The organism is Streptomyces sp. PU-14G (assembly GCF_041028275.1).
Classification (GTDB): Bacteria; Actinomycetota; Actinomycetes; order Streptomycetales; family Streptomycetaceae; genus Streptomyces.
The window spans coordinates 1-18,599 of record NZ_JASKYT010000124.1 but is presented as its reverse complement, the minus strand read 5'-3'; the positions used below and the strand labels follow the sequence as shown (position 1 = coordinate 18,599).

16 protein-coding genes are annotated in these 18,599 nt (G+C 74.3%); 10 read left to right on the top strand and 6 right to left on the bottom strand.

What is annotated here, in order from left to right; translation table 11 throughout:
* The first annotated feature begins 104 nt into the window (after positions 1-104).
* From AB8Z75_RS16655 to AB8Z75_RS16610, 10 genes are all read left to right on the top strand, one after another.
* Positions 105-1,280: an acyl-CoA dehydrogenase family protein gene (locus tag AB8Z75_RS16655; RefSeq protein WP_369202682.1), complete on the top strand. Its 1,176-nt coding sequence runs from the start codon at positions 105-107 to the stop codon at positions 1,278-1,280.
* Positions 1,281-1,601: 321 nt separating this feature from the next.
* Complete coding sequence (locus AB8Z75_RS16650; protein ID WP_369202680.1) at positions 1,602-2,336, top strand: DsbA family protein; 735 nt, start codon at positions 1,602-1,604, stop codon at positions 2,334-2,336.
* 90 nt (positions 2,337-2,426) lie between these two features.
* The gene (gene lgt / locus AB8Z75_RS16645) at positions 2,427-3,500 is read left to right on the top strand and encodes a prolipoprotein diacylglyceryl transferase (RefSeq protein ID WP_369202678.1); all 1,074 of its coding nucleotides are present in this window, start codon (positions 2,427-2,429) and stop codon (positions 3,498-3,500) included.
* A gap of 128 nt (positions 3,501-3,628) precedes the next feature.
* Positions 3,629-6,712, top strand: coding sequence for a Na+/H+ antiporter subunit A (locus AB8Z75_RS16640; protein ID WP_369202676.1), 3,084 nt, complete (start codon positions 3,629-3,631; stop codon positions 6,710-6,712).
* Positions 6,709-7,341, top strand: coding sequence for a Na(+)/H(+) antiporter subunit C (locus tag AB8Z75_RS16635; protein WP_369202674.1), 633 nt, complete (start codon positions 6,709-6,711; stop codon positions 7,339-7,341). Before AB8Z75_RS16640 ends, AB8Z75_RS16635 begins: the two co-directional genes overlap by 4 nt.
* A gap of 124 nt (positions 7,342-7,465) precedes the next feature.
* Positions 7,466-9,145, top strand: a complete 1,680-nt coding sequence (locus AB8Z75_RS16630) for a Na+/H+ antiporter subunit D (protein WP_369202690.1) — start codon at positions 7,466-7,468, stop codon at positions 9,143-9,145.
* Positions 9,145-9,729, top strand: a complete 585-nt coding sequence (locus AB8Z75_RS16625) for a Na+/H+ antiporter subunit E (RefSeq protein ID WP_369202672.1) — start codon at positions 9,145-9,147, stop codon at positions 9,727-9,729. Before AB8Z75_RS16630 ends, AB8Z75_RS16625 begins: the two co-directional genes overlap by 1 nt.
* A complete protein-coding gene (locus tag AB8Z75_RS16620) occupies positions 9,726-10,139 on the top strand; it encodes a monovalent cation/H+ antiporter complex subunit F (RefSeq protein ID WP_369202688.1) in 414 nt (137 codons plus the stop codon). The genes AB8Z75_RS16625 and AB8Z75_RS16620 overlap by 4 nt, the downstream gene beginning before the upstream one ends.
* Positions 10,136-10,513 (top strand): monovalent cation/H(+) antiporter subunit G, encoded by a 378-nt coding sequence (mnhG, locus tag AB8Z75_RS16615; protein ID WP_369202670.1) that lies wholly within the window; start codon positions 10,136-10,138, stop codon positions 10,511-10,513. Before AB8Z75_RS16620 ends, mnhG begins: the two co-directional genes overlap by 4 nt.
* A 114-nt stretch (positions 10,514-10,627) precedes the next feature.
* Positions 10,628-11,359, top strand: a complete 732-nt coding sequence (locus AB8Z75_RS16610; protein ID WP_369202668.1) for a VIT1/CCC1 transporter family protein — start codon at positions 10,628-10,630, stop codon at positions 11,357-11,359.
* A gap of 42 nt (positions 11,360-11,401) precedes the next feature.
* On the opposite strand, the gene AB8Z75_RS16605 is transcribed toward AB8Z75_RS16610, so the two are convergent.
* The 6 genes from AB8Z75_RS16605 to AB8Z75_RS16580 are packed head-to-tail and all read right to left on the bottom strand — an operon-like array spanning position 11,402 to position 18,491.
* Entirely contained in the window at positions 11,402-12,253 is an 852-nt protein-coding gene (locus AB8Z75_RS16605; RefSeq protein ID WP_369202686.1) for a CoA ester lyase, read from the bottom strand.
* 56 nt (positions 12,254-12,309) lie between these two features.
* The gene (locus AB8Z75_RS16600) at positions 12,310-13,626 is read right to left on the bottom strand and encodes a CaiB/BaiF CoA transferase family protein (RefSeq protein ID WP_369202666.1); all 1,317 of its coding nucleotides are present in this window, start codon (positions 13,624-13,626) and stop codon (positions 12,310-12,312) included.
* Positions 13,623-15,095, bottom strand: a complete 1,473-nt coding sequence (locus tag AB8Z75_RS16595; RefSeq protein ID WP_369202664.1) for an ADP-ribosylglycohydrolase family protein — start codon at positions 15,093-15,095, stop codon at positions 13,623-13,625. The genes AB8Z75_RS16600 and AB8Z75_RS16595 overlap by 4 nt, the downstream gene beginning before the upstream one ends.
* Positions 15,092-16,264: an ADP-ribosylglycohydrolase family protein gene (locus AB8Z75_RS16590; protein ID WP_369202662.1), complete on the bottom strand. Its 1,173-nt coding sequence runs from the start codon at positions 16,262-16,264 to the stop codon at positions 15,092-15,094. The genes AB8Z75_RS16595 and AB8Z75_RS16590 overlap by 4 nt, the downstream gene beginning before the upstream one ends.
* Positions 16,261-17,499 (bottom strand): ADP-ribosylglycohydrolase family protein, encoded by a 1,239-nt coding sequence (locus AB8Z75_RS16585; RefSeq protein ID WP_369202660.1) that lies wholly within the window; start codon positions 17,497-17,499, stop codon positions 16,261-16,263. Before AB8Z75_RS16585 ends, AB8Z75_RS16590 begins: the two co-directional genes overlap by 4 nt.
* Entirely contained in the window at positions 17,496-18,491 is a 996-nt protein-coding gene (locus AB8Z75_RS16580) for an ADP-ribosylglycohydrolase family protein (RefSeq protein WP_369202684.1), read from the bottom strand. The genes AB8Z75_RS16585 and AB8Z75_RS16580 overlap by 4 nt, the downstream gene beginning before the upstream one ends.
* Positions 18,492-18,599 lie beyond the last annotated feature (108 nt).

Below are 18,599 nucleotides of genomic sequence, written 5' to 3'. Positions count from 1 at the left end.
GTCCGGTGGTGGGCGGGGTGGGGCGCGGCCCTTGTCGCGGGGCGTTACCCGGTCGTAGCGTCGGCCGGGTATCCGTGATCGTTCCGCCCTCGGAGGCCCCGCCCATGACAGCGTTCGACGCGCACGATCCGCTGGGAATCGACGACCTGCTCAGCGACGAGGACCGCGCCGTGCGCGACACCGTGCGCTCCTGGGCCGCCGACCGTGTGCTGCCGCACGTCGCCGACTGGTATGAGCGCGGCGAACTCCCCGGCATCCGCGACCTCGCCCGCGAACTCGGCTCTCTCGGAGCCCTCGGCATGTCCCTGACCGGGTACGGGTGCGCGGGGGCCGGCGCCGTGCAGTACGGGCTGGCCTGTCTGGAGCTGGAGGCCGCCGACTCCGGCATCCGCTCCCTGGTCTCCGTCCAGGGCTCCCTCGCCATGTACGCCATCCACCGGTTCGGCAGCGAGGAGCAGAAACAGCACTGGCTGCCGTCCATGGCCTCCGGCGAGGTGATCGGCTGCTTCGGACTGACCGAACCCGACCACGGCTCCGACCCCGCCGGCATGCGGACGCACGCCGAACGCGACGGCTCCGACTGGGTGCTGAACGGGCGCAAGATGTGGATCACCAACGGCTCGGTCGCCGGGGTCGCCGTCGTGTGGGCCCGCACCGACGAGGGGATCCGCGGGTTCGTCGTGCCGACGGACACCCCCGGCTTCTCCGCGCCCGAGATCAAGCACAAGCTCTCCCTGCGCGCCTCGGTCACCAGCGAGCTCGTACTGGACGAGGTGCGGTTGCCGGCCGACGCCGTGCTGCCCGAGGCGCGCGGGCTGCGCGGTCCGCTGAGCTGCCTGAGCCACGCGCGGTACGGCATCGTGTGGGGCTCGATGGGTGCCGCCCGCGCCTGCTTCGACGCGGCGCTCGCGTACACGCGGGAGCGGGAGCAGTTCGGAAAGCCGCTCGCCGGATTCCAGCTCACCCAGGCCAAGCTGGCCGACATGGCCGTCGAACTCCACAAGGGCGTGCTGCTCGCCCACCACCTGGGGCGGCGGATGGACGCCGGGCGGCTGCGGCCCGAACAGATCAGCTTCGGGAAGCTGAACAACACCAGGGAAGCCATCGAGATCTGCCGGGTCGCGCGGACCCTGCTGGGGGCGAACGGGATCTCCATGGAGTATCCCGTGATGCGGCACAGCACCAACTTGGAGTCGGTGCTGACGTATGAGGGGACTGTGGAGATGCATCAGTTGGTGTTGGGGAAGGCGCTTACGGGGTTTGACGCGTTTCGGGGCTGACCTCTTGTGGGGCGGGCCCCCCATGTGCCCCCTTTTCATGGAGGCCGCCCACCTCTGAGGGTGTTGCCCTCTGTTTGGGGGGCTCCGCCCCCCAAGCCCCCGGGGCCTCGCCGGCCAGGCGTTGGGGCGGCTCCGCCCCCCAACTGCCCCCCGCTACGGGGGCTCCGCCCCCCTAGGGGCCCCCGTAGGGAGGAAACAGCTCCCTCTTGCGTGAGAGGCGGGTCGGCGACTTCGTGGAGAGACTCCGGGCACCCTCTATCTTTCGGGTGAAGTCCTCACGTCGGCCCCCCGCCACGGGCGGAACCCCTCGTTGGGCCCGGCGTGACTCACAACAGGACCTCGGCCCGCGACCGCCTGCGGGCCGAACAGCAACGACACAAGGCCTCCGAGAAGCGCCGCCGCACCGTCAAGGTCGCCGCGGCGGTGATCGGCGCGCTGGCGGTCGCCACGGGCGTCGGGGCGACCGTCGCCACCCAGAGCGGCGGCGACGACGAGCAGAAGAGCAGCCAGTCGGCGAAGCCGATCACCGTGGGCGACAAGGGCGCTCCGGCCAAGCTCACCGTCTACGAGGACTTCCGCTGCCCCGCGTGCGGCCAGTTCGAGAACACCTACCGGAGCACGATCAAGAGCTTGGAGAAGGCGGGCAAGCTCAGGGCCGAGTACCACCTGGTGGCGCTCATTGACCAGAACATGGGCGGCAGCGGCTCCAAGAAGGCGGCCAACGCGGCGGCCTGTGCCAAGGACCGGGGGAAGTTCGAGGCGTACCACGACGTGCTCTACCGCAACCAGCCCGCGGAGCAGGACGACGCGTTCGCGAGCACGAAGCGGCTGATCGAGCTGGCGAAGAAGGTCGAGGGGCTGGTCTCTCCGGCGTTCGAGGAGTGCGTGTCCTCGGGAAAGCACGACGCGTGGGTCAGCCGCTCCAGCGAGAGCTTCAGCGCCTCGGGGCATCAGGGAACGCCCACGATCCTGCTGGACGGCAAGAACATCTACGCCGACCAGTCGAATCCGCTGACACCGCAGAAGCTGAAGAAGATGGTGGAGCAGAAAAGCTAGGCGGACCGCAGGGCCACGGCGGCCGTTATGCAGCCGTTGTGCGGCCTGATTGCCCGGCGCGCCGCCGGGCACGGTAGCGTCGGGTGCGCCATGGAGACCCTTGCCTTTATCCCCAGTCCGTCGGCCGGCGAGATCCACCTCGGGCCGATCCCGCTGCGCGGCTACGCGCTCTGCATCATCGTCGGCGTCTTCGTCGCGGTCTGGCTCGGTGGGCGCCGGTGGGTCGCTCGGGGCGGGCGGCCAGGGACGGTCGCCGACATCGCCGTGTGGGCCGTGCCGTTCGGTCTGGTCGGCGGCCGGCTCTACCACGTCGTCACCGACTACCAGCTCTATTTCGGTGAGGGCCGCAACCCGGTGGACGCCCTCCGCATCTGGGACGGCGGCCTGGGGATCTGGGGCGCGATCGCGCTGGGCGCGCTGGGCGCGTGGATCGGCTGCCGCCGCCGCGGCATTCCGCTGCCCGCCTACGCGGACGCCGTGGCGCCGGGCATCGTGCTGGCGCAGGCGCTGGGCCGCTGGGGCAACTGGTTCAACCAGGAGCTGTTCGGGCGGCCGACCGACCTGCCGTGGGCGCTGGAGATCGACCCGGCGCACCGCCCTGTCGACACCCCCGACATGGCGACGTACCACCCGACGTTCCTCTACGAGTCGCTGTGGTGCGTCGGTGTGGCGCTCGTGGTGATCTGGGCGGACCGGCGGTTCAAGCTGGGGCACGGCAGGGCGTTCGCGCTGTATGTCGCGGCGTACACCGTGGGGCGGTTCTGGATCGAGTACATGCGGGTGGACGACGCCCACCACGTGCTGGGCATGCGCCTGAACAACTGGACGGCGATCGTCGTCTTCCTCGCCGCGGTCGCCTACATCGCCGTCTCGGCGAAGAAGCGGCCAGGGCGTGAGGAGATCGTCGAGCCGGGGGCCGACGAGGACGGCGGGAGCGCCGTGGGCGCTGCGGGCGCCGTGCCGCAGGACGGTCCGGCGGAGGACGTCCGCGAGCAGGATGCCGCCGGCAAGGACGCCCCGGGCAAGGACGCCCCGGGCAAGGGCGCCCCGGGCAAGGACGTCGCTGACGAGGACGCCGTCGATCTCGACAGGGCCGGCAAGGCCGGCAAGGCCGACAAGGCGGCAAGCTCCGCCGACAAGGCGGCCGACAGGCCGAAGGCCTGAGGCACGCTCCCCGGGGCGCGGCCCCCACGTCGGGCTGAGCCGCCACTCCACCGGGGGGTGCAGCCCCCAGCCCGGCACCGCAGGGCCGCCTGTCCGAATTGCATGGTTATGTATGCAATTCTCTGTGCGTGCTGTGGTTGATCGTCGTCCACTTCGCCGTCGCGTGCTGCGCCGGCCCTCTCGTGCGGTGGCTGGGGCCGCGCGCCTTCCTCGTGCTCGCGGCGGCACCCGCGAGCGCGGCCGTGTGGGCGGCCGTGCACTACGGCGACGTCTCGGGCGGAGGAGCGCTCAGCGAGCACACCGCCTGGGTCCCCTCCCTCGGCGTCGGCATCGCGCTGCGGTGTGACGCGCTCGCGCTGGAGATGGTGCTGGTCGCCGGGGGCATCGGCGCCCTGGTGATGGTCTACTGCGCGGGCTACTTCAGCGCGTACGCGCCGCGGCTGGGGTCCTTCGCGGGCGCCCTCACCGCCTTCGCCGGGGCCATGCTGGGGCTGATTCTGGCGGACGACCTGATCGTGCTGTACGTGCTGTGGGAGCTGACCAGCGTCTTCTCCTTCCTGCTCATCGGCCACGACTCGGCGCGCAGGACCAACCGGCGCGCCGCCTTGCAGGCGCTGCTGGTCACCACGGTCGGCGGGCTGGTGATGCTCGTCGGTTTCCTGATGCTCGGGCACGCCGGCGGCACCTACCGGATTTCGCGGCTGCTGGCGGACCCGCCCGGTGGCGGGGCGCTCGTCTCGGGCGGTGTGGTGCTGGTCCTGGTGGGGGCGCTGTCGAAGTCGGCGGTGTGGCCGTTCAGCTTCTGGCTGCCGGGGGCGATGGCCGCGCCCACACCGGTGTCCGCGTACCTGCACGCGGCGGCCATGGTCAAAGCGGGCGTCTATCTCATCGCGCGGCTCGCCCCCGGCTTCGCCGACGTGGTGCCCTGGCGGGCGCTGGTGCTCGCCTTGGGAAGTGTGACGATGCTGATCGGCGGCTGGCGGGCGCTGCGCGAGACGGACCTGAAGCGGCTGCTGGCCTTCGGCACCGTGAGCCAGCTGGGGTTCCTCACCCTGCTGGTCGGCGACGGCGACCGGAACGCCGAGCTGGCCGGCATCGCGATGATCCTGGCGCACGCGCTGTTCAAGGCGCCGCTCTTTCTCGTCGTCGGCGCCATCGACCACCACACGGGGTGCCGCGACATCGACCGGCTCTCGGGGCTGGGCCGTGCCCTGCCCGTGCTGTGCGGTGTCGCGGTGACGGCCGGGCTGTCGATGGCCGCCCTGCCGCCGCTGCTGGGGTTCGCCGCGAAGGAGGCCGCCGTCTCCGCGCTGCTGCAGGACGGCGCCGCGCACACCTGGACGCTGGCGGCCGTGATCGCCGGGTCGGCGCTGACCACCGCGTACACGCTGCGCTTTCTGTGGGGCGCTTTCGCCACCAAGGGCGGCTCCCCGCCGCTGCAACCGGTCACCGTGGAGAAGGGCACCAGGACGTCGGTGCCGCTGCTGGCGCCGCCCCTGCTGTGCGCGCTGGCCGGGCTCGTGCTCGGGCCCGCGGCGCCGTGGATCGACCCGCTGCTGGGCCGGTACGCCGACAACCTGCCCAGCGAGGGCGCCCCCTACCACTTGGCGCTGTGGCACGGTCTCGGTCCCGCGCTGGGGCTCTCGGCGCTGGCCTGGGTACTGGGCGCGGCCCTCTTCTGGGCCGGACGACCACTCGCCGAGCTGGGCGAACGGCTCTCCCAAGTCGACGGCGACCAGGTGTTCGCCCGCGCGCTGTGGGGTCTCGAAAGGCTCTCCCTGCAGGCCACGGGCGCCGTGCAGCGCGGCTCGCTCCCCGTCTACCTGGGCACCATCCTCGTCGTCCTGCTCGGCTTCGAGGGCGCGCAGCTGCTGGCCGACGGACCCTGGCAGCAGGCGGACGGGCTGCGCTGGTACGACTCGTTCCCGCAGCTCGTCGTGGCCGTCGGGGTCTGCTGCGTGGCGGTGCTCTGTGTCGTCGCGCGGCAGCGGATGAAGGCGGCCGTGCTCGCCGGCGTCACTGGGTACGGCGCCGGGCTCCTGTACGTGCTGCACGGCGCACCCGATCTGGCGCTGACGCAGTTCGCCGTCGAGACGGTGTCGCTGACGGTGTTCGTGCTGGTGCTGCGCAGGCTGCCGGCCCGCTTCCCCGACGGCCACCGGACCTGGCGGGTGCGGCGCGGCGTCCAACTGGTGATCTCCGTCGCCGCCGGCGGGCTCGTCGCCGGGCTCATCCACCTCTCCCTCGCGGCCAGGACAGGGCCGCCCTCGGGCCCCGCGCTGCTGAGCGCGACCGCCCACGAGGACGTCAAGAACGTGGTGGCGACCACCCTGGTGGACCTGCGGGCCTGGGACACGATGGGCGAGTCCGCCGTGCTCGCGGTCGCCGCCGTCGGCGTCACCAGCCTGGTCTACCTGCGCCGCCGCGCCCGCGTGCCCGTCGCCCAGCCGGTGCCAGGATCCGAGGGCCCCGGCGGCGGGCCCGCACCCTCTTCTCCGGTCGCGGGCCCCGGCAGACCGTCCGTCGGTCCGCTGCGTGCCCCGGGGTCCGCGAGCGTCGCCCTCGACCAGTCGGCCGGGGCCGCGGGTACGTCCGGTGCGGACAAGCCCGCCGCGGGCCGCTGGGACGCGTGGAAGCAGCCCGTCAGGATCGGCGTCCGACCCTCCCGCGGCTCGCCGGTCGCCCCGCGCCGCACCTGGCTGGCGGCCAGCTCCACCCTCGCCCCCGAGGGGCGTTCCGTGATGTTCGAGGTGGTGGCGCGGCTGGTCTTCCACCCGATCCTGGTGCTCTCCCTCTACCTGCTCTTCTCCGCCGAGAACCTGCCGGGCGGCGGCTTCACCGCCGGGCTCGTCGCCGGGCTCGCGCTGGCCGTGCGGTACCTGGCAGGGGGGCGCCTGGAGCTGGCGGCGGCGGCACCCGTGGACCCCGGCTTCCTGCTCGGTCTCGGGTTGCTCCTGGTCACCGGCACGGGGCTGGCGGGGCTCTGGCTCGGCGGCAGCGTGCTGGAGTCGGGCAAGGTCACCGGCGCGCTGTGGCTGGTGGGCCACTTCCACGCCGCCAGCCCCGTCCTCTTCGACACCGGCGTCTACCTGCTCGTCCTCGGCGTCGTCCTGGACGTCCTGCGCAGCCTCGGGTCCGAGATCGACCGCCGCATGGAGCGCGAGCGTGCCCGCCGCGAGGCGGACCGCACCACCAAGGAGAGCGGCTCATGACGGGGACGCTCGCCCTGGTGTGCTGCGGCGGTGTGCTGTTCGCCTCCGGTACGGCGCTGCTGATGGCCCGCCCGCTCACCCGCATCCTGCTCGGCATCGTGCTGATCGGCAACGGCGTCAACCTCCTGGTCCTGGCCACCTCGGGGGCCGCGGGCCGCGCCGCGCTGCTCTACCCGGGCTCGGACCCGGGGCGGGTGGCCGACCCGCTGCCGCAGGCGTTCATCCTCACCGCCATCGTCATCACCCTCGCCGTCACCGCCTTCCTGGTGACCATGGCCTACCGCTCCTGGCAGCACTCGGGCAACGACGACGTCCCCGACGACATCGAGGACATCCGCGTCGTGCGCCGCGCCACCTACGCCGAGGAGCGCGAGCGGCTGCGCGCCGCCTACCGCAAGCGCCGCCACGAGTACCGGGCGCTGGCCCGCGGTGAGGAGGAGCGGGAGGCCCGCGAGCACAGCGCCTACCAGCGGCTGGGCACGGCCCGCGACCGCTACCGGGAGATGCGCAGGCGGGCCCGCGCCGACGCCCGCGTCTTCCGCGCCCGCCAGGCCCGCGCCGAGGAGACGGCGGAGGAGATCGAAGGGGAGGACGACCCGTGGCAGACCATCCTGGGCGCCGACCGGTGAGCGCCGAGCGGCGCCCGCCAGCGGCCCGCCCCGGCACGGAGCCCGGCACGGAACCCGTCACGGAGCCCGGCGCGGAGGGCGGGCGGTGAGCGGCGGGGGCCAGCCGGCGGACGCGGCGGCCGTGATGTCGGCGCTGGTGCCGCTGCCGGTGATCCTGCCGCTGTGCGCGGCCGGGCTGAAGCTGGCGATCGGGGCGCGCCTGGAGCGGTTGCAGCGCTTCCTCAGCGCCGGTGTGCTGGCCGCGGTGCTCGTCGTCTCGCTGGTGCTGCTGGTGGCCGCGGACCGGCACGGGCCGCAGGTGATGTTCGCGGGCGGCTGGGCGCCGCCGGTGGGCATCGTGCTGGTCGCCGACCGGCTCTCCGCGCTGATGCTGGTCATCTCCTCCGCGGTGACGCTGTGCGTGCTCGTCTACTCCGTGGGCCAGGGCATGGCCGACAACGACGAGGTGACGCCGCTGTCCGTCTTCCACCCCTCCTACCTGGTGCTGGTCGCGGGGGTCTCGGACACGTTCCTGGCCGGGGACCTGTTCAACCTGTACGTCGGCTTCGAGCTGATGCTGACCGCCAGCTATGTGCTGATGACCATCGGCGGCACCCTGGCGCGGATCCGCGCGGGCGCCACGTACGCGGTCGTCTCGCTGCTGTCGTCCATGCTGTTCCTGGCCGCCGTCGCCATGGTCTACGCCGCGACGGGCACGGTCACCATGGCGCAACTGCCCGCGCGTCTGGACGCGTTGCCCGACGGGGTCGGCATGCTCATCCAGATCGCCCTGCTGGGGGTGTTCGCCATCAAGGCCGCCGTCTTCCCGATGGCCGCCTGGCTGCCCGACTCGTATCCGACGGCCCCGGCCCCGGTGACGGCCGTCTTCGCCGGGCTGCTGACCAAGGTGGGCGTCTACGCCATACTCCGCACCCAGACCCTGCTCTTCCCGGGGCACCGCATCGGCGACGTCCTGATGGCGCTGGCGCTGCTGTCGCTGCTGGTGGGCATTCTCGGGGCCGTCGCCCAGACGGACCTCAAGCGGCTGCTGTCCTTCACCCTCATCAGCCACATGGGCTACATGGTCTTCGGGATCGGGCTGGCCACCCACGGCGGCATCTCAGGCGCCGTCTTCTACGTCGCCCACCACATCACCGTGCAGACCACCCTCTTCCTCGTCGCCGGGCTGGTCGAACGCCGCAGCGGCACGACGGACCTGCAGAGCCTCGGCGGCCTGGCACGGCTCTCCCCGCTGCTGGGCGTGATGTTCTTCGTCCCCGCGATGAACCTGGCCGGCATCCCGCCGCTCTCCGGCTTCCTCGGCAAGCTCGGGCTGCTGCGCGCCGGGATCGATGACGGCGGAGCCCTGGCCTACGTGCTGGTCGGCGGCGGCACGGCCACCAGCCTGCTCACCCTGTACGCGCTCACCAAGGCCTGGAACCTGGCCTTCTGGCGCGCCCCCACCCCCGAGATGTGCGCCGCGGGAACGGTGCTGGAGGACACCGAGGCGGACAGCGACGACGAGGAGGGAGACGAGGACGACGCCCGGGCAGCCTCCGGCCGGAACGCCCGCTCCGCGGCCCCGCACGCGGGCCTGGACCGCTGGGAGCCGGCACCGGTGCGGCGCCGGGGAGCGGCCACGTTCGGCGGCCAGGAGATCACCACGAGTGCCACGCTGCCGCTCAGCATGACCGCCGCCACCGTCGCCCTGGTGCTCTTCGGGCTCGCCTTCACCGTCCTCGCCGGCCCCCTGTTCTCCCTGACCGACCGCGCCGCGGACGAACTCATCGCGCGGACCCCCTACGTTCAGGCGGTGACCCGCTGATGACCTCACCCCAGCGCCTGCCCGAGGCCAGCAGGCTGCGCGCCACCCAGTGGCCCATGGTGCTCGGCCTGACCCTGCTGTGGATGCTGCTGTGGGGCACCCCGACGCCCGCCAACATCGTGACCGGCGTGCTCGTCGCGCTCTTCGTGGTGCTCGTCTTCCCGCTGCCGCCCATCGAGAAGCAGGCGCGCCCGCACCCGCTGGGCATCGTGCGGTTCACCGCGCGCTTCGCCCTGGACCTCGTCGTCGCCAGCTGGCGGGTCAACCGCTACCTCCTGGCCCCCAGCCGCCCGCGCTGCGCCGTGCTCGGCGTCATGATGCGCTGCCCCGGCGACCTGATGCTGACGGCGACCGCCGTGTGCGTCACCGCCGTGCCCGGCAGCACCGTCCTGGAGGTGGACCGCCGCTCGGGCACCCTCTACCTCCACGTGATGGGCGGCGAGCGCAAGGACGAACGGGACCGCGCCAGGCGTGACGCGCTGCGCCTGGAGACCCGCGTCGTGCGGGCCTTCGGCACCCGCGCCGACATCGACGCGATCCGCGCCTCCGAGAGCGCGCAGGAGCTGTTCGGACGGTGGCGATGACGGCGACGGCACACGAGGCGATCGCCACCGTCATCGCGGGGCTGCTGCTGGCCGCAGGGCTGATGGTGACCCTGCGCATGGTCCTGGGCCCCTCCACGCTGGACCGCGCGGTCGCCCTCGACGCGCTGGTGGCCGTCGTCATGGCGGGTATCGGCCTCCAGACGGCCGTCCGCGGCAACGCCTTCTACCTGCCCGTCCTGCTGGTGCTCTCCTTCCTCGGCTTCACGGGTTCCGTCGGTGTCGCCCGCTTCATGGCGCTGCGGGACGAGGCGGGAACCGGGGACGTGGACGAGAGCCAGGACACGGGCGAGGAGGGCAACGGCGAGGAGGACAACGGCCGGGCAGGCGACGCCGGTCCGGCCGAGGGGACCGGGCGGCGGCCCGGCCAGGGGCCCGGGGAGGCGCGGTGAACTGGACCGCCGTGGCGGACGTCGCGGGCGCGGTGTTCATGCTGGCGGGCGGCGTGCTCTGCCTCCTGGCCGGCATCGGGCTGCTGCGCCTGCCCGACGTGCTCACCAGGATGCACGCCGCGACCAAGCCGCAGTCCTTCGGCCTGCTGCTCGTGCTCGTCGGCTCGGGCCTGTGGCTGCGCAGCCTGATCGACCTGGGCATCCTCCTGCTCGTCGGCCTCTTCCAGCTGGCGACCTCCCCGGTGGCCGCGCACATGGTCGGCCGCGCCGCCTACCGGACGGGCCGCATGGACAGCGAGGACATCGTGCTCGACGAGCTGGAGGAGGCGCTACAGCGGGCCGCCACCGAGGGCGAGGGAGAAAACCGCAGGTGAGCGGGGTAAGTACGGCCTTCCTTGCTGGCAGGCCGACGGTTTTCGTGCCTACTCTTCGAGAGTCGGCGCACGTAAGGCGCAGGCACCGCTCACCGTGAAGGAGCCGTACCGGCCATGTCCGAAGCCGGAGTCTCAGACCCGACACACGTCGCCCACCGCGACAACCACACCCACCGCGACGTCAACGGAGGCTGGCTGCGCCCCGCCGTCTTCGGCGCGATGGACGGTCTGGTCTCCAACCTGGGTCTGATGACCGGCGTGGCCGGAAGCTCGGCCGCACCGCAGACCATCGTCATCTCCGGCCTCGCGGGCCTGGCGGCCGGTGCCTTCTCGATGGCCGCGGGCGAGTACACCTCCGTCGCCTCGCAGCGGGAGCTCGTCCAGGCCGAACTGGAGGTCGAACGCAGGGAGCTGCGGCGCAGCCCCGACGAGGAGATCAAGGAACTGGCCGCGCTGTACGAGGCGCGCGGCGTGGACGCCGATCTCGCGTTGCAGGTCGCCCAGCAGCTGCACCGCGATCCCGAACAGGCGCTGGAGATACACGCCCGGGAGGAACTGGGCGTCGACCCCGCCGACCTGCCCTCGCCGACCGTCGCCGCGGTCTCCTCCTTCTTCTCCTTCTCGCTGGGTGCCGTCCTGCCCGTCCTCCCGTACCTGTTCGGCACCACCGCGCTGTGGCCCGCCGTCGTGCTGGCCCTCCTCGGCCTGTTCGCCTGCGGCGCGGTCGTCGCGCGGGTCACCGCCCGCCCCTGGTGGTTCAGCGGCCTGCGCCAGCTCGGCCTCGGCGCCGCCGCCGCGGGCGTCACCTACGGTCTGGGCGCGCTGTTCGGGGTCGCGGTCGGCTGACGCGGCCCCCGGGCCGCGCGCCGACCCCCGGCCCCGGCCACCTCACCGGGCCCCGTTCCGCGGGGAGCCGCAGGAGCGGCGGGCCAGCGCCAGGGTGCGCCGCGCCCCCGCGACCACCGCCGCGTCGACGAAGCGGCCGTCGGCCAGCGCGAGGGCGCCCGCCTCGTCCTCGGCGGCTGACACGATCTCCTCCGCCGCTTCGACCTGAGCGGGCGAGGGGCGGTATGCGGCCTCGATGACGGGCAGTTGACGCGGGTGGATGGCGGTACGGCCCAGGAAGCCGAGTGCGCGGCCCTCGGCGCAGTCGCGGGCCAGCCCCTCGGTGTCCCGCACGTCGGGGTAGACCGACTGGGGCGGCGGCGCCAGCCCGGCGGCGCGCGCGGCGACGACGGCCCGGCCCCGCGCGTAGCCGAGCCCGCCGGGCCCGACGCCCAGGTCGGCGCGGAGATCGGCCTCGCCGAGTGCCAGGCCCCGCACCGCCCCGTGCCCCGTGGCGATCTCGAAGGCGCGCTCGATGCCGAGCGCGGACTCGAGCAGCGGGTACAGCGGCGGCGTGTGCGTACCGGTGCGCGCCCACCCGGCCGCGCGCCGCAGGTCGCCGGGGCTCGTCACCTTCGGCAGCCGGAGCCCGGCGAGCCCCGGCAGGTGGGCGAGCGTGCGGATGTCGTCCGCGGCCAGCGGCCCGTCCAGCGCGTTGACCCGTACGTGGACGGGCACGGGCCCCGGCGGGCCCTGTGCCAGCAGTTCGGCGGTCGCCGCGCGCGCGTACGCCTTCCGCTCCGGCGCGACGGCGTCCTCCAGGTCGACGAGGACCACGTCGGCGCCCGAACGCAGTGCCTTGGCGACGACGTCGGGCCGGTCACCGGGTACGTAGAGCCAGGTGAGCCAGGTCAGGAAGGTGTCGGCGGCGGCCGGGTGCGGGCGGCCCGGGGTTGCCGTGGAGGAGGCGTTCACCGCACCACACCCGCCTCGCGCAGCGCCGCTATCTCCTCCTCGCTCAGGCCGAGGCCGCCGAGCACGGCGTCGGTGTCGGCGCCGTGCCGCCGCCCCGCCCAGCGGATCGCGCCGGGCGTCTCCGACAGCCGGAAGAGGACGTTCTGCATCCGCACCGTCCCGAGTTCGTCGTCCTCGACGCAGGTGATCGAGTCGAGGGCCCGGTACTGCGGGTCGGCCATCACGTCGCGCACGTCGTAGACGGGCGCGACAGCCGCCTGCGCGTTCTCGAAGGCGCTCACGACCTCGTCCCTGGTGTGGCGGGCCACCCAGCCGCCGACCGCCTCGTCCAGCTCGGCGGCGTGTTCGGCGCGTCCGGCACCCGTCGCGAACCAGGGCTCGTCCAGGAACTCGGGGCGCCCCACCAGCCGCAGCACGCGCTCGGCCACCGACTGCGCGGAGGTGGAGACGGCCACCCAGCGGCCGTCGGCCGTGCGGTAGGTGTTGCGCGGCGCGTTGTTGGCCGAACGGTTGCCGGTGCGCGGCTGGACGTAGCCGAGCTGGTCGTACCAGAGCGGCTGCGGTCCCAGGACCGTCAGCATCGGCTCGATGATGGCCATGTCCACCACCTGGCCGCGCCCGGTGTGCGCGCGTCCCGCCAGCGCCGTCATGACGGCGTACGCCGTCGACAGCGCCGCGATGGAGTCGGCGAGCCCGAACGGCGGCAGTGTCGGCGGCCCGTCGGGTTCGCCGGTGACGGCGGCGAAGCCGCTCATCGCCTCGGCGAGGGTGCCGAAGCCGGGCCGGTGCGCGTACGGGCCGCGCTGCCCGAACCCGGTCACCCGCGCCAGCACGAGACGCGGGTTGGCCTCGGACAGCGCGTCCCAGCCCAGGCCCCACCGCTCCAGGGTGCCGGGGCGGAAGTTCTCGATGACGACGTCGGCGTCCGCGGCGAGCTTCAGCAGCACCTCGCGTCCCCGCGGGGAGGACAGGTCGAGTGTGACGGTGCGCTTGTTGCGGCCCAGCAGCTTCCACCACAGGCCGACCCCGTCCTTGCTGGGGCCGTGCCCCCGCGACGGGTCCGGCTTGTGCGGGTGCTCCACCTTGACGACCTCGGCGCCGAAGTCGCCGAGCATGGTCGCGGCGAGCGGTCCTGCGAAGAGGGTGGCGAGGTCGAGCACGCGCAGGCCGCGCAGCGGGGCCTCGGTCCCGGGCGACGCCTCGGTCCCGGGCGAAGGGGCCTCGGCCGGAGGGATCACGGGCGACGGAGCCTGGGCCGATGGGATCGCGGGCGAAGGGGCCGAAGGGGCTTCGGACGAAGGGGTCTCGTTCATGACGTGGCGTCTCCTGTGGCGTCGGGGGACGAGAGGGACCGGGGGGCGGCGGCGAGCGCGTGGGTACGGGCCGCCAGCGCGTCGAAGCCCGCGCCGTTCATGCCGCCCACGCTCGTCGCCAGGCGGTTCTTCAGCGGCGCCGTCCAGCGGGCGGGGAGGGCTCCCGGCGATCCGGCGAGCAGCCCCGTCAGGGAACCGGCGCTCGCGCCATTGGAGTCGGTGTCCCAGCCGCCGGAGACGACCCGGCACACGGCGCCTTCGAAGTCGCCCCGCGCGTGGGTCAACGCGGCGGCCAGCAGCGCCGCGTTGGGCAGCACGTGGACCCAGTGGTGGCCCCCGTACGCCGCGTGCAGCCCGTCCACCACGTGCGCGAAGCCCGCAGGGGAGTCGTCGGGCGCCTCGTGTGCCGCGGCCATGCCCGTGCGGACGGCGGTCGCGTACCGCGACGCCGGCGGGACGACGGACAGCCCCGCCTCCAGGCACCCCTCCGCCGTCGCCTCCGCTCCGAGGCCCGCCGCGTGGGCGAGCGCCGCGGCGACGAACATCGCGCCGTAGACGCCGTTCGCCGTGTGGGTCAGTACGGCGTCCCGCCAGGCCGCCTCGGCGGCGGCGGCCGGGTCGCCCGGGTGGGTCCAGCCGAAGACGTCGGCGCGGATCTGGGCGCCGATCCACTCGCGGAACGGGTTGCGGTACGCGCCGGTGAGCGGCGGCTCGACGCCGGCCAGCAGGTTGCGGTACGCCACCCGCTCGGCCGTGAACGTGCGCCCCGCGGGCAGCTCGTCCAGCCACAGCCGCGCCACGTCCCCCGTGGTGAAGCCGTGCCCGTACCGCTCCAGCAGCAGCACGCCGAGCAGCGGGTAGTTGAGGTCGTCGTCCTCGGGCGCTCCGTCGATGTTCTCGGCGAGCGAGTTCGCGGCGGAGCGGCGGTTCCACGGGTGCGCGGCGGCGGTTTCCGCGTCGAGGCCGCGCTCGGTGAACCAGCCGGACAGCGGCCAGTTGCCGGTGGCCTTGGCCAGCGCCCTGATGCCCTGGAGCGTCACCTTCTCCACCGGCTTGCCCAGCACGCATCCGGCCGCACGGCCCAGCCAGGCGGCGTGCAGCCGCTCCGCGTGCCCGGGGCGCACCCGGTGGCGTTCGGTGGGCCAGCCCGGGCAGGCGGCGTGGATCGCGGCGAGACCGGTCGGCTCGTACGCGGCGGCAGGTGCCTCGACCGCCGCGAGCGCGTCCAGCAACTCCTCGGCGAGCGCGCGCAGTCGCGGGGAGGCGGGTTCGGCCGACGCACCGGCCCTGGTGGGGGCGAGGCGGCCTCCCGCCTCGCACCAGCGCCGCTCCACGTCCGTGACGTCCCGGCCGTCCTGCGCCGCCTGCCGCAGCTCGTGCCCGACCAGGTCCTCGGGCTGCACCCAGGTCAGCCGCACCGGGGCGTCTTCGCGGACAGCCGCCGCTCCGTCGTCGCGTCCCGGTGTCATCGCTCACCCGCCAGCGTCTCGAACGCCGCCTCGTGGGCGCGCCTGCGCTCCACGTCGCGCGCGTACACGTCGCGCGCCACGGCGGCCAGTGACAGCGCCGGGGCGCGCAGGTCCAGCCTGCTGGCCGCGGCGACCTGTTCGCTCCAATCGGCGGGCACGGCCGCCTCGCCGTGCAGGGCGCCGACGATCGCGCCGCTCATGGAGGCGATGGAGTCGCAGTCGCGGCCGTAGTTGACGGAGCCGAGGACGGTGGCGCGGTAGTCGCCGCCGCCCACCAGCAGCATGCCCAGGGCGATCGGCAACTCCTCGATGGCGTGCAGCCGGGACGGGCGGCGGGCGCCCAGGGAGGGGCTGCGGTACTCGGGGCCCACGGTGTCGAACGGGGCGACGGCCTCCCGCAGCGGCGCCAGCGCGGCCTCCCAGTCGCCGTACCTGGCCGCCGTCTCGCACACGGCCTCGACGGCGGCGCGGGTGCCGTCCTTGGCGAGCCGCAGCGCCTCGGCGACGACCGTTTCCGGCGTGGCGCCGGGCCGGAACGCGGCGGCCACGGCGGCGGCGAACACCCCGGCCGCCTCCCGCCCGTACGAGGACTGGTGGGCGCCCGCCACATCGAGCGCCTCCGCGTAGGCGGCGTCCGGGTTGCCCGCGTTGACGGCGCCGAGCGGAGCCATGTACATCGCGGCGCCGCAGTTGACGATGTTGCCGACCCCCGCCTCGCGCGGGTCCACGTGCCCGTAGTGGACCCGCGCGACCAGCCACTTCTCCGCGAGGAAGATCCGCTGCAACAGCAGGGCCTCCGCCTCTAGTTCGGGTATCCAGCGCGGTTCGCCGATCAGGTCGGGCACCAGGTGGTCGGCCACGGCGTAGGCGTCCAGATGGTCGCGGACCTTCTCGTAGACGCGGACGAGGGCGTGCGTCATGAGGGTGTCGTCGGTGACGTGCCCGTCGCCCTTGTGGTACGGGGCGATGGGGCGGGCGGTGCGCCAGGCGTCCTTGTGGAACGGCTCGACGATGCCGCGGACGCGACCGCCGTGCCGCTCGGCGATCGCGGCGGGCGACCAGCCCTCGACGGGCCCGCCGAGCGCGTCGCCGACGGCGGCGCCGACCAGGCAGCCCACGGTCCGGTCGGTCAGGGAGAGCGTCGCGGCGGGTGCGGTGGGGGAGCTCATGGCTTCTGGGGTCCTTCCGGGGCGTGGTCTGGACGGGCGGTGACCGCACGGCGGTCGGTGGGCGCCGGGTGGTGCGCGGCCAGCCGGCCCGCCGTCTCCACCAGGTCGGCGCCCGCGAACTGGGGCAGCGCGCAGCCGGACAGCCTGCGGCAGCTCTCGCGCCAGGAGACGGGCACCGCGCGGGCCCCGCCGAGCGCGCCGGCCAGCGCCCCGGTCAGCGCGGGCGCCGAGTCGGCGACCCGGGAGAGGCACACGGCGGCCGGAACCGCCTCGCTCAGCCGGCCCTGGGCCGCGGTGGCTACCGCGAGCGCTACGGGCACCGTCTCGGCGGCGGCGATGCCGTAGCTGTAGACGTGGTCGACGATCTCGTGCTCCAACACGGGGGCCAGCGCGAACGCGCTGCCCGGCAGCCCGGCGCTCTCCTCGAGCGCCGCGCGCGCCAGCCGCAGGGCCGCCAGCGTGTTGCGGCGGATCTCGGTGCCGTCCGGGAGCTGGTCGAGCGCGGCTGCCACGCAGGCGTCCGTGGCGCCGCCCGCCAGTGCGACCGCGACGGCGGCGGCCATCGCGCGGGCGCCGTGCACCCCGTCGTCGTCCTGGGTGTAGCGGGCGTCGAACTCGGCAAGGCGGGCCGCCGCGGCGGGGTCGCCGGGGTGGACGACGGCCAGCACGGCGGCGCGCCCGCAGGCGGCGTCGTCGAAGTAGTGCGGGTTGTCGTGCCCGGTGGCCGGGGGCCGCAGCCCGGCGGCGAGGTTGCCAAGACCCGCCCGTACGGAGATGCGGGCGCGCAGCGGGATCTGCGCCGACTCGATCTCCTCGGCCCGCTCGGCAGCCGCCGCCACCTCGTCGGCCAGCGCGTTCCACGCCAGAGTCAGCGCGGCGCGCACCCGCTGGTCGGGCGCCAGGTCGCTGTGCGCCGCCGGGTCGGCGGACAGGACGGCGAACGCGGTGAAGGCGGCCCACTCGGCGTCGTCGGAAGGGCCCAGGCGCAGCGGTTCGGGCGGCTGGTTGAGCGCGATGGGCACCGGCAGGGTGGTGGTGGCGTTCTGTTCGGCGAAGGTGTCCAGCTCGCGGGTCAGCCGGCGGGTCCAGTCCGGCAGCCGGGCGGCGCGGTGCCGCCCCGAGGGCCAGCCGGCCGCGTCCCCCGCGGCCAGCCCCAGCAGCAGGCCCTCGATCCTGTCCGCGCCCTCGCCGCCGGACGGGTGGGCGTTCGCGGGCGCGGTGGTGGTGGTGCTCATGAGGCGTCCCGCGCCGCGTCGGAGGGGGCGAGATGGCCGCCTGCGGCGCCCACGAGCCGGTCGGCGATCTCGCGTACGTGCCGCCCCGCCATGGCGGGCAGACAGCTGCCCCGCACGGGGCGGATCGCGGACGACCACCGTTCGGGGATCGCCGCCTGCCCGCGCAGCGCCCCGGCGAGCGCGCCGGCGACTGCGGCGGTGGTGTCGGCGTCGCGGCCCATGTTGACGGCGGTGAGCACCGCGTGGGTGAAGTCACCGCGCGCCGCGGTGAACGCGCCGAACGCCAGCCCGATCGCCTCGGGCGCCAGGTCCGTCCACGGGTAGCCGCCGATGACGACGGACGAGCGCACGGCCCGCTCGACGCTCAGCCGCGTCGCGTCGGGCCGCAGCGGCGCACGGCGCGCGGCCGAGACGGCGCGCTGGAGGGAGCGGGAGGTCCAGGAGTTCTCCGGGATCACCGACAGCGCCGCCTGCACGGCGGCGCCGGGGCTGTCGCTCACCATGGCCGCCGCGACGCCCGCGGCCACCGCACGGCCGCCGTAGATGCCCTCGCCCTCGTGGCTGACGGTGCCGTCGATGGCCACCAGCCGCGCGGCTTCGGCGGGCCGCCCCGCGGCGAACACCCCGAACGGCGCGGCCCGCATGGCCAGCCCGTCGCTCCAGGCGTGCCGGTGCTGCGCCGAGATGGGCGCCGCCAGGCCCCGGCGCAGGTTCTCCAGCGTGCCGCGCTCGCTGAAGCCCGCACCGCGGAAGGAACCCTCGTCCAGATCGGCGATCCACCGGTGCCAGGCCGCCTCCACGTGTTCCACGGTGAGCGCCGAGCCGTGCTCGGCCAGCAGCAGTCCGGAGAAGATGGCGTACTCGGTGTCGTCCGTGCCGGCCGGGTCGTCGCTGACGAACCCTTCGATACGGCCCCACCTCTCGCGGATCTGCGACGGTTTCATGTTCTCGGCGGGCGCTCCGAGGGCGTCCCCCACGGCGAGCCCCACCATCGCGCCCCTGGCGCGGTCGGTCGGAGAGGGGGACAGGGCGCGGGAAGCGAGGCTCGTGGAGGAGGCGGGTGCGGAGGCGGGTGCGGAGGCGGGTGCGGAGGCGGGCGC